The sequence below is a fragment of the Streptomyces sp. NPDC059080 genome (genome assembly GCF_042739975.1).
In the GTDB taxonomy this organism is placed as follows: domain Bacteria; phylum Actinomycetota; class Actinomycetes; order Streptomycetales; family Streptomycetaceae; genus Streptomyces; species Streptomyces benahoarensis.
In genome coordinates this window covers 113,190-123,387 of sequence record NZ_JBHYGX010000018.1, presented here as the reverse complement: position 1 = coordinate 123,387, position 10,198 = coordinate 113,190, and the positions used below count along the sequence as shown (strand labels likewise).

Sequence of the window (10,198 nt, the reverse complement as noted above, 5' to 3'; positions counted from 1 at the left end):
GCGTGCGCCCCGGCCCCCCCCGGCGCGCGCGTCTGAGCCCTTGGGGGCGCGGGCGGGGGGGCGGGGCGCGGGGGGGGGGTGGGTGGGGGGGGGGGCGCCCCCCCCCCCCCCCCCCGGAGGTTGGTGGGGTGCCGGTGTCGGTGCCGGTGCAGGTATCGGCGCCAGTGGTGGCAGTGGCACCGGTGGTGGCCGGTGGTGGCCGGTGGGGGCAGGGAGGGGAGGGGGAGGGGGAGGGGGAGGGGGGAGCCCCCCGCCCCCCACCGATTTATCGATAATCCCAGCCCCCACGTTCCCTCCTCGATAACGATTGCGATTCGGATCGCGTACGAGGGTGTGATCCTGGGGACCGTGTTGCGCCTTCTCCCTAGGATCCGACGAGTACTCACGGGGGCTGATCTGTTCAGCTGTTGAGTTGTTTGGGATCTTTCCGGCGAGGCTTCTCCCCACTCGACCGCCTCGCCCAGAGGGGAAATTCATGCTTTCGAGGAAGAGGCGGGGCGCAGCCCGCCTTGCTGCCGCGGTCCTGGCTTCCGGCCTGGCCGCGGCGGGTGCGATAGCCACGGCGGGGCCCGCCGTGGCGGACGAGACGGTCGCGGGGCACGGCGGTGCCACGGCCACGCTCGGTGGACTGAAGGTCTACGACAAGGCGATCGTGCACGGTGAGGGTGGGGACCAGCCCCTCGGTGCGGGCCTGTTCGAGATGTCCGTGGACAACGGTGGCACGCTGCAGACGTACTGCATCGACGTGCACAACCCTACGCAGCAGCAGGCGAAGTACCAGGAAGTGCCCTGGAGCGCTTCGTCGTTGCACAACAACGCGGACGCGGGCAAGATCCGCTGGATTCTGCAGAACTCGTACCCGCAGGTGAACGACCTGGCGGCGCTGGCGCAGAAGGCTGGTGCGCAGGGGCTGAGCGAGAAGACGGCGGCGGCCGGTACGCAGGTCGCGATCTGGCGGTTCTCCGACCACGTTAAGGTGGACGCGGTGAACCCGGCGGCTGAGAAGCTCGCCGACTACCTGGAGCGCAGTGCGCGCAACCTCGCGGAGCCGAAGGCGTCGCTGACGCTGGACCCGCCGGCGGTCTCCGGTAAGTCCGGCAGCCGTCTCGGTCCGGTGACGGTGCGCACCAACGCGGACAGCGTCGCGGTCTCCCCGGCCGCGGATCTGCCGTCGGGTGTGAAGGTCGTCGGCAAGGACGGCAAGCCCGTCACCAGCGCCGCCGACGGTTCCCAGCTGTTCTTCGACGTGCCCAAGGGCACGGAGGACGGCAGCACCTCGCTGACCGTGCAGGCCGCCACGAAGGTGCCGGTCGGCCGGGCCTTCACCGGTATCGGTGAGCACGCGAAGAGCCAGACGCAGATCCTGGCCGGGTCCAGCGAGTCGACGGTGTCGGCGGCGGCGACCGCGTCGTGGAAGAAGCAGGGTGCCGTTCCCGCGGTGACCGCGCAGAAGAACTGCTCCAAGGGCGGGGTGGACGTCACCACCACCAACCGTGGTGACGAGGCGTTCCCCTTCTCGGTGTCCGGCAAGGACTACGAGGTCGCGCCGGGTGAGTCGAAGACCGTGACGGTGCCGGTGGGCGAGGACCAGCCGTACAAGATCACGGTGAAGGGCGAGGGCGGCTTCGAGGAGACGTTCTCGGGGGTGCTGGACTGCAAGACCGCCGGTTCCGGTGGTGGCAAGCCCACCCCGCAGCCCAGCCCGGCGTCGGTGGGCGGCACCAGTGGTGGTGACACCGGCGGCGGTGACCTCGCCGAGACCGGTTCCAGCAATGCCACCCCGGTGATCGCGGGCGTCGCGGTCGTGCTGGTGCTGATCGGCGGCGGCGCGGTGTTCTTCCTCCGTAAGAAGAAGACTGCGTAACACCTCCTCGTGAGCGACGGCGGGCGGCACCCTGAGACGGGCGCCGCCCGCCGCTGTGTGTCCGGACGGGTACGCACCGCAGGCCGGGCGGTGGCCACGGGCCCGGGGCGGTCGTGAGCCGCGGGCCACAGGTCCGGGCCCCGGGCCCATATCCTGCCCGGCGGCGTACCGGCGGCGTACCGGCGGCGTACCGGCGGCGTACCGGCGGCGTACCGGCGGCGTACCGGCGGCGTACCGGCGGCGCCCGGCGGCGTACCGGCGGCGCCCGGCGGCGTACCGGCGGCGCCCGGCGGCGTACCGGCGGCGCCCGGCCGTCCCCGGGCACCCCGCCGCCCCGCTGTCCCCACCATTCCTCCACGCGTTTCCGCCTGGGCAGGGCAGTACGGCAAGATGGGTGTATCTGCCCTCGCGCGGCCACGCCGCTTCATGGCCCACGCGGCGGAGCCCCTACAGACCCGCACGATCCAGACTGCCGGACGGTTTCTCTTGGCTGAGTACATCTACACGATGCGCAAGACGCGCAAGGCGCACGGTGACAAGGTCATCCTCGATGACGTGACGCTGAGCTTCCTGCCGGGCGCGAAGATCGGTGTCGTGGGCCCCAACGGCGCCGGTAAGTCCACGGTGCTGAAGATCATGGCAGGTCTTGAGCAGCCCTCGAACGGTGACGCGTTCATCTCCCCCGGCTACACCGTCGGCATGCTCCTTCAGGAGCCGCCGCTGGACGAGTCGAAGACGGTCCTGGAGAACGTCCAGGACGGCGCCAAGGAGATCATGGGCAAGCTCCGACGCTTCAACGAGGTCGCCGAGCTCATGGCGACCGACTACTCCGACGCGCTGATGGAGGAGATGGGCAAGCTCCAGGAGGACCTCGACCACGCCAACGCGTGGGACCTGGACACGCAGCTGGAGCAGGCGATGGACGCGCTGGGCTGCCCGCCCGGTGACTGGCCGGTCACCAACCTCTCCGGTGGTGAGCGGCGCCGCGTCGCGCTGTGCAAGCTGCTGCTGGAGGCGCCCGACCTGCTGCTTCTCGACGAGCCGACCAACCACCTGGACGCCGAGTCCGTGCAGTGGCTGGAGCAGCACCTCGCGAAGTACCCGGGCACCGTCGTCGCCGTCACCCACGACCGGTACTTCCTCGACAACGTCGCCGGCTGGATCCTGGAGCTGGACCGCGGCCGCGCCATCGGCTACGAGGGCAACTACTCCACGTACCTGGAGACCAAGCAGACCCGTCTGAAGGTCGAGGGCCAGAAGGACGCCAAGCGCGCCAAGCGGCTCAAGGACGAGTTGGAGTGGGTCCGCTCCAACGCGAAGGGGCGGCAGGCCAAGTCGAAGGCGCGTCTGGCGCGTTACGAGGAGATGGCCGCCGAGGCGGACAAGATGCGGAAGCTGGACTTCGAGGAGATCCAGATCCCGCCGGGCCCGCGTCTGGGCAGTGTCGTCGTCGAGGTGGAGAACCTCTCGAAGGCGTTCGGCGAGAAGGTCCTCATCGACGATCTGTCGTTCACGCTGCCGCGCAACGGCATCGTCGGCGTCATCGGTCCGAACGGCGCGGGCAAGACCACGCTGTTCAAGATGCTCCAGGGCCTGGAGACGCCGGACGGCGGTTCCATCAAGGTCGGCGAGACGGTGAAGATCTCCTACGTCGACCAGAGCCGCGAGAACATCGACCCGAAGAAGACGCTGTGGGCCGTCGTCTCCGACGAGCTGGACTACATCAACGTCGGCCAGGTCGAGATGCCGTCGCGCGCGTACGTGTCGGCGTTCGGCTTCAAGGGCCCGGACCAGCAGAAGCCCGCCGGGGTGCTCTCCGGTGGTGAGCGCAACCGCCTCAACCTGGCGCTCACCCTCAAGCAGGGCGGCAACCTCCTGCTCCTCGACGAGCCGACCAACGACCTCGACGTCGAGACCCTGTCGTCGCTGGAGAACGCGCTGCTGGACTTCCCCGGCTGCGCCGTGGTCGTCTCCCACGACCGTTGGTTCCTCGACCGGGTCGCCACGCACATCCTGGCGTACGAGGGCGACTCCAAGTGGTTCTGGTTCGAGGGCAACTTCGAGTCGTACGAGAAGAACAAGGTCGAGCGGCTCGGTGCCGACGCGGCCCGTCCGCACCGGGCGACGTACAAGAAGCTGACGCGGGGCTGACGTCGTGCGCCACACCTTCGCCTGCCCCCTGCGCTGGTCCGACATGGACGCGTTCGGTCATGTCAACAACGCGGTTTTCGTGCGCTATCTCGAAGAGGCGCGGATCGACTTCATGGACCGGTTGGCGCCGGGGAACGGCAGCGTGTCGTTCACCGGCGGGTCCGTCGTCGCCCGGCACGAGATCGACTACGTCCGCCCGCTGGTGCACCGGCACGCCCCGGTGACCATCGAGCTGTGGGTCACCAAGATCAGTGCTGCGTCGATGACGGTCGCCTATGAGGTCAAGGACGAGGAGACGCTGTATCTGCGTGCCTCGACCGTCGTCGTGCCGTTCGACTTCGCGGCCGAGCGGCCCCGCCGCCTGACCGCGGAGGAGAAGGCGCATCTGAAGGAGTACCTCGACGACGCCGCACAGACGAAGGGGGCAGTCGCCGGATGACGGTGCTGCGCCTGGCCGATGCCGGGGAGGCGGCGGATCTCGCCGCCTTCCTGGCCCGGCTGCTGCATTACGACAAGGCCGCCGCGGTGCGGTTGCAGGGCGGTGGCGGGGCGCTGGCCGTCTTCGGGCGGCCGCCGTCCTTCGAGGTCCTGGCGATCCGCACGGCCCGGCTCGCCGATCCGCGGGGCCCCGGCGGCCCCGACGGGATGCGGCTGGACACCACCGTCTCCGCCGGTGATCTGCTGGAGGCGATCGCTCCGGAGGGCGCCGGGGAGGCCGCCGGGGTGCTGACGGTGCCCGCGGCCGTCACCGGGCCGCCATGGGCCGGGGTGCTGCCGCCGCGTGGCGGCTGGCGGCGGGTGCCGGGGCTGCCGGGTCCCGAGGCGCTGGGCCGGGCGGTCGCCGCGGCGGTCGCGGAGTTCCGGGCCCGGGACGAGGCGCTGGCCCCGCAGGACCGCACCCGCGCGGCGCGGGACGCGATCGGCCGGGAGATCTGGTCGCGGACGCTCGGCGACACCCGGCTGCCGCTGCGCGCCGTGCATGCCGCGCGCTCCCTGGGCTTCCTGCGCCCCGCGCAGGTCGCGGCGGGCCCCGGTGGCGGGACGCTGACCGCGCCCGCCCCGCAGCCGCCCGCGCTGCTCGCCGCCGGTGGCTGGCTGCGGCTGTCCACGGCGTACGGGTCGGTGGCGGTACGGGTGACGGGTCCGGGGCTTTCCGGGCTGACGGTCACGCCGACCTGAGCGGGGCTCCTGCCGTCAGCCGACCGCCGGGACGTCGGCGGATCGTGACGCGCCGCGCCACCGGATGCTCAGCCCGGGGAGTTGATCATCGTGGTGGCGGCGTACGTGAAGTAGTTCCACAGCTGCGCGGCGTGCTCCTCGGACAGCTCCAGGGAGTCCACGGCGTCCCGCATCAGGCGCAGCCAGGCGTCGTGGGCGGCGCGGTCCACGGTGAACGGCGCGTGCCGCATCCGCAGCCGCGGGTGGCCGCGGCGGTCGCTGTAGGTGCGCGGCCCGCCCCAGTACTGCATCAGGAACAGCGTCATCCGCTCCTCGGCCGGACCGAGGTCCTCCTCCGGGTACATCGGCCGCAGCAGCGGGTCGCCGGCCACGCCCTCGTAGAAGCGGCGCACCAGACGGCGGAAGGTCTCCTCGCCGCCGACCTGGTCGTAGAAGGTCTGCTCCGGATCGGTGGTGCGCAGGTCGTCAGTCACCCGTCCATGGTGTCAGACACGCCGACCGGCGCGGTCCGGGCCGCGGGGTGGACAGTGGAGACATGGACGCGGAACGGGACGACCCCGCCGGGCCCGCGGCGGCGGTCGCGGAGCGGGAGCGGCTGGTACGCGGCATCGAACGCGGCGGCGGGCTGCGCGATGCGCGCTGGCGGGCGGCGTTCGTCGCGGTGCCGCGCGAGGCGTTCGTCCCGGTCTTCCACGACAGCGTCCTCGGCGGCTACGAGCGGCTGTCGGGCGACGACGCCGATCCGCTGCGCCGGGCCGCCTGGCTGCGCGGCGTCTACCGGGACGCGCCGCTGGCGCTCCGCGTCGACGACGAGGGGCGGCTGGTGTCGTCCAGCAGCCAGCCGTCGCTGATGGCGCTGATGCTGGAGGAACTGGAGGTCACCGACGGCTGCCGGGTCCTGGAGGTAGGCACCGGCAGCGGCTACAACGCCGCCCTCCTCACCCACCGGCTCGGCGCCTCCTGGGTGACCACCGTCGACCTGGAGGAGGAGATCACCGCGGCGGCCCGGGAACGGCTGGCGGCCGCCGGGTACCGGCCGTACGTGGTGACCGGCGACGGGGCGCTCGGCTGCCCGTCCCGCGCCCCCTTCGACCGGATCATCGCGACCTGCTCGCTGGGGGCGGTGCCGACGGCCTGGCCCCGGCAGTGCGCGGCGGACGCGGTGATCCTCGCGCCGCTCGGCACCGGCCTGCTGAAGCTGCGGGTGGCGCCGGACGGCCGTGCCGAGGGCCGCTTCCTGCCCACCCCGGTGTACTTCGTACCGCTGCGCACCCCCGGCCGGGCCGCCGGTACCGACGGGGCGTACGAGGCGGACGCGGTGGGGCTGGGGCTGCCCCGCGAGGCGCTGGGCGACGACCGGTTCCGCTTCCTGCTGGACATCGGCGCGGACGGACTGCTGCCGCAGGAGGCGTACGCACTGTGGCGGCGCGAGCGGGAGCCGCGGCGGGAGCGGTACGGCGTGACGGTCGAGGGCGACCGCCAGTGGTTCTGGCTCGACGACCCGTCCGGCCCCTACGCCTGGGAGCTGGGCGGATACCCGAACGGGGCGTGACCGCGCAGGTCACGCCCCGTTCTTCGTTCTCCGTCGACTGGGGTCAGCCGCGGCGGACGGTCAGCGTCGTCCACGCGCCGACGTGCACCCGGTCGCCCTCGTGCAGCGCGACGGGGACGTACGGCTGGATCGGCTCCTCGGCGAGGTTGAGCGTGGTGCCGTTGGTGGAGTTCTGATCCACCACGGCCCAGCTGCCGTCCGGCTGCTGCACCAGCAGCGCGTGCTGATGCGAGACACCCGGGTCCTCGGGCGAGCGTCCCAGGTCGACGTCGGGCGACTCACCGGTGCTGTTACGGCGCCGCCCGATGGCGATCTGCCCGCCGGCCAGCGGCAGCTGCTGCTCGGGGCCGTACGCGGGGAGGTTGAGCCCCGTGGCCTCCGGGCCGCTGCGTTCCATCATCGCCGCGAAGTACGCGCGGTCCGGTGCGATGGCGACGACCCAGCCGTCCCCGACGACCGGCGCCGGACCCTGCGGCGCCTCCGGAGCCTGCCCCGGGCCGCCGCCCCACTGCTGCTCACCCGGCGGGGGCGGCGTCTGCTGCGGGTTGTACGGACCGGGCTGCTGCGGCGGCACCGGGCCCTGCGGCGGGCCGGGCGGCTGCTGCCCGAACGGCGCCGGGGGCGCGGGCGGCGCGCCCTGGGCGTCCGACGGGCTCAGCGGCCAGTCGTCCCCGGGCTGCTGCGGCGGCACGGGCTGCCCACCGGGCGGCGGCCCCTGCTGCGGCGGGAAGCCGTAACCGTCCTGCGGGCCGGGGCCCGGCGCGGGCGGGAAGCCGTAGCCGCCCTGGTGGCCGCCGGGCGGCGGGCCCGGGTGTCCGACGGGCGGCGCGAACGACGCGGGCGCCTGCCCGGCGAAGGCGAAGCGGCACTCCTCACAGGACGGCGCACCCGCGGCCCGCGGCGTACCGCACTGCGGGCACGCCTCGGGCACACCCTGCTGCTCGGGGCCGGGCGCGGGCGGGAAACCGTAACCGCCCTGCGCCGGCTGACCCGGACCACCCTGCGGGCCGGGGCCCGGCGCGGGCGGGAAGCCGTAACTGCTCTGGGGGCCGCCGCCGGGACCGGGCGCACCCGGGGGCGGCGGGAAGCCCTGGCCGCCCTGGGGGCCGCCGGGCGGCGGGAAACCGGGCGCACCCTGCGGCGCGCCGGGCGGCGGGAAGCCGTAGCCGTCCTGCGGACCCGGTCCGCCCTGGGGCGTGGCGGGCGGCGGGAAACCGTAGCCGTCCTGGGGCGGGCCGTCCTGGGGCGCGGGCGGCGGGAAACCGTAGCCGCCCTGCGGGCCACCGGGAGGCGGCGGCAGCTGGCCGGGCGGCGGTCCGGCCTGGCCCGGCGGCGGGAAGCCGGCACCGTTCTGCGGCTGGCCCTGGGGACCACCCGGCGGCGGGAAGCCGTAGCCGTCCTGCGGACCCGGTCCGCCCTGAGGCGCGGCGGGCGGCGGGAAACCGTAGCCACCCTGGGGCGGACCGTCCTGGGGCGCGGGCGGCGGGAAACCGTAGCCACCCTGGGGCGGACCGTCCTGGGGCGCGGGCGGCGGGAAACCGTAGCCACCCTGGGGCGGGCCGTCCTGGGGCGCGGGCGGCGGGAAACCGTAGCCACCCTGGGGGCCGCCCGGAGGCGGCGGCAGCTGGCCCGGGGGAGGCCCGGTGGGCGCGCCGGGAGGCGGCAGCTGGCCGGGCGGCGGCCCGGTGGGCGCGCCCGGCGGGGGGAAGCCGGGACCGTCCTGCGGTGGGGCGAAGCCCTGGCCGCCCTGCGGCGGGGGACCTCCCTGGGGGCCGCCGGGCGGCGGGAATCCCTGGCCCGGGGGCGGCGGTCCTGGGGTTCCGGCGGGCGGGGTGTTCAGGAAGCCGGCGGGCAGGGAGGGCGGCGGGGGGACGGCGTCCGCCATCGGCCGGCCGCACACCTCACACCAGTCCTCGGCCACCGACTGGTGTCCGTTCGGGCAGGTAGGCATGTCGGTTTCTTCCCCCTCCGTACCGTCTCCGGCGCTCACGGCCGGTGCTCTCGCTGGTCTGTCATGGCGTGGGGCGGACCGTCTCGCGGCCGCGGCGGGAGCGCCCCGCACGTGCCGGAGCCGCCGCCCCGTCGCACAGTACCGGTCGCCATGCCACGGTCGCCGCCCACCTCGGAAGGGGGAACGCCCTCCGCCGGGGCGTCACCGGGCGTCACGGCACCCGCCCGCCCCGGGGTGTGGAGTGCGTCACCCACCACCCGAAACGGTGCCGATCCGACGAATCCGCACATCCCGCCCAAAGGGTGTCCGCGACGTTTCGCCGGACCGGCTCCAGGCGCCCGGGGTCAGGCCGTCGCGGCGTGTCCCGCGGGTGCGGGGAACGGCACCACCGCGACCGTGATGTTGTCGTGGCCGCCGCCGTCGAGGGCGTGCGTCACCAGCGTCCGGGCGCTCTCCAGCGGGCGGGCGTGCGCGTCGGCGGGCAGCACCGCGGCCATCTGCTCGGCGGACTCCGCGTAGTTCCACAGCCCGTCCGTGCAGACCACGACGACGCCCGGACCGTCCGGCTGGAAGTGCCGGGTGTGCGGCTCGACCTCGTACGCGTCCGCGCCCAGCCAGCCGGTGATGGCGTGCGCCCGCTCGTCGGCCATCGCCTCCGCCTCGGACATCAGATTGCTCGCGATCATCTGCGCGGCCCACGAGTCGTCCTCGGTGAGACGGGCCGCCGGGACGCCGCGGTCGTCGGGCACCCAGTAGGCGCGGCTGTCGCCGACCCAGCCGACGGTCAGCAGTCCGCCGCCGACCACCGCGCCGACGAAGGTGCAGGCCGGGGCGTTCTCCCGGCGCGGCTCCTGCGGATCGTCCGGCCCGGCCAGCGCGTTCACCGCCGCCGCCGCCACCACCACCGCGTCGTGCATCGCCCGCTGTGCGTGGACGCCGCGCGGCAGCGACTCCAGCAGCGCCTCGCACGCCGTCTCGCACGCCGCGGCCGACGCCTCGTCGGGCCGGGTCGCGGAGGACACCCCGTCGCAGACGACGGCGACGACGGCGGGTGAACCGTCCTGGAGGGCCGTCGCCGACACCGTGAAGAAGTCCTCGTTGCGGTGGTGGCGGCGGCCGATGTCGCTGACCGCGCCGACGCCCTCCAACTCCCGCTCCATGTGGTCACGTTCGCGCGGCTGGGCCTGCCCGCAGCGAGGGCAGTAACCGGCCGCGTCCACGCCGCCCGTGCCGCACAGCACGCACCGGCGGGTGCCGCGCACCGGCGTCTGCTCGGCGGCGTCGGCGACCGCCTCGTACCCGGCGACCCGCGGGTCGGTGGCCGGTTGCCGGCCGGCCGCCTCCCCGCCCAGCGCCGCGTCGGGGATCCGGGCCTGCGGGTCGGGGGGGGCCGGGGCGGGCGGGGGGCGGGGGGCCCCGCGACCGGCCCCCCCCCCCCCCGCGGGGCGCCCGCGCGGGCAGCCCGAGGGGGCAAACACACCCCACAGAGCGCCCCCGGGCG

8 protein-coding genes are annotated in these 10,198 nt (G+C 74.4%); 5 read left to right on the top strand and 3 right to left on the bottom strand.

Translation table 11 applies throughout. The annotated features are described in order from the left end of the window. Positions 1–475: 475 nt before the first annotated feature. From ACFWWQ_RS16880 to ACFWWQ_RS16865, 4 genes are all read left to right on the top strand, one after another. Entirely contained in the window at positions 476–1,864 is a 1,389-nt protein-coding gene (locus ACFWWQ_RS16880) for an LAETG motif-containing sortase-dependent surface protein (RefSeq protein WP_384596739.1), read from the top strand. 486 nt (positions 1,865–2,350) lie between these two features. Beyond that, positions 2,351–4,015, top strand: coding sequence for an energy-dependent translational throttle protein EttA (ettA, locus tag ACFWWQ_RS16875; protein WP_384596737.1), 1,665 nt, complete (start codon positions 2,351–2,353; stop codon positions 4,013–4,015). A gap of 4 nt (positions 4,016–4,019) precedes the next feature. Further along, positions 4,020–4,454 (top strand): acyl-CoA thioesterase, encoded by a 435-nt coding sequence (locus tag ACFWWQ_RS16870; RefSeq protein WP_384596735.1) that lies wholly within the window; start codon positions 4,020–4,022, stop codon positions 4,452–4,454. After that, the gene (locus ACFWWQ_RS16865; protein ID WP_384596733.1) at positions 4,451–5,194 is read left to right on the top strand and encodes a hypothetical protein; all 744 of its coding nucleotides are present in this window, start codon (positions 4,451–4,453) and stop codon (positions 5,192–5,194) included. Before ACFWWQ_RS16870 ends, ACFWWQ_RS16865 begins: the two co-directional genes overlap by 4 nt. 68 nt (positions 5,195–5,262) lie before the next feature. On the opposite strand, the gene ACFWWQ_RS16860 is transcribed toward ACFWWQ_RS16865, so the two are convergent. Next, on the bottom strand, positions 5,263–5,667 hold the full coding sequence (locus ACFWWQ_RS16860; protein WP_384596731.1) for a globin: 405 nt from the start codon (positions 5,665–5,667) through the stop codon (positions 5,263–5,265). A 62-nt stretch (positions 5,668–5,729) separates the two neighbouring features. Between ACFWWQ_RS16860 and ACFWWQ_RS16855 the strand changes: the two genes are divergently transcribed. Next, positions 5,730–6,746, top strand: a complete 1,017-nt coding sequence (locus tag ACFWWQ_RS16855) for a methyltransferase domain-containing protein (protein WP_384596729.1) — start codon at positions 5,730–5,732, stop codon at positions 6,744–6,746. A 43-nt stretch (positions 6,747–6,789) separates the two neighbouring features. Here ACFWWQ_RS16855 and ACFWWQ_RS16850 read toward each other — a convergent pair whose 3' ends face one another. Then, on the bottom strand, positions 6,790–8,697 hold the full coding sequence (locus ACFWWQ_RS16850) for an FHA domain-containing protein (RefSeq protein WP_384596727.1): 1,908 nt from the start codon (positions 8,695–8,697) through the stop codon (positions 6,790–6,792). A 344-nt stretch (positions 8,698–9,041) separates the two neighbouring features. Next, on the bottom strand, positions 9,042–10,198 hold a 1,157-nt coding region (locus ACFWWQ_RS16845; protein ID WP_384596725.1), incomplete at its 5' end, for a PP2C family protein-serine/threonine phosphatase.